Consider the following 502-nt stretch of genomic DNA (forward strand, 5'->3'; position numbering starts at 1 on the left):
GAATAAGAATATCACTCACATGATTATGACCACTTTTAAAGTGATCGGTCTAATATTGGCGGTGATGTATGTTGCTGGCGCTGCGCCTGCCTTCATGATGGAAGCCGACATGCTGCCGTTTTTGTTTGAAAAACTGGCATTACCAGTCGGCATGATTGTACCCATCGGGGCATTGATATTGGCATTTTTGGTTGGGTTTGGTTTGCTCGAGATGGTTGGTGTGCTGATGCAGCCCATTATGAAACCTATTTGGAAAACGCCCGGATCATCGGCGATTGATGCCGTCGCTTCTTTTGTTGGTAGCTACTCTATCGGTCTACTCATTACCAATCGCGTGTACCTGCAAAAGCAATATTCAGCGCGTGAAGCCATTATCATCGCGACTGGATTTTCGACGGTATCAGCAGCGTTTATGGTGATTGTGGCCAAAACACTTGGGATCATGGAATTTTGGAACCTCTTTTTTTGGTCAACGCTAGTGACTACTTTTATTGTCACTGCG

1 protein-coding gene is annotated in these 502 nt (G+C 45.4%); it reads left to right on the forward strand.

What is annotated here, in order from left to right; all coding sequences use genetic code 11:
• Window positions 1-19: 19 nt before the first annotated feature.
• The coding region (locus ACS8FC_RS21285; protein ID WP_439298241.1) for a nucleoside recognition domain-containing protein at window positions 20-502 on the forward strand (483 nt) is incomplete at its 3' end.

The organism is Psychrobacter sp. 1Y4 (assembly GCF_051847555.1).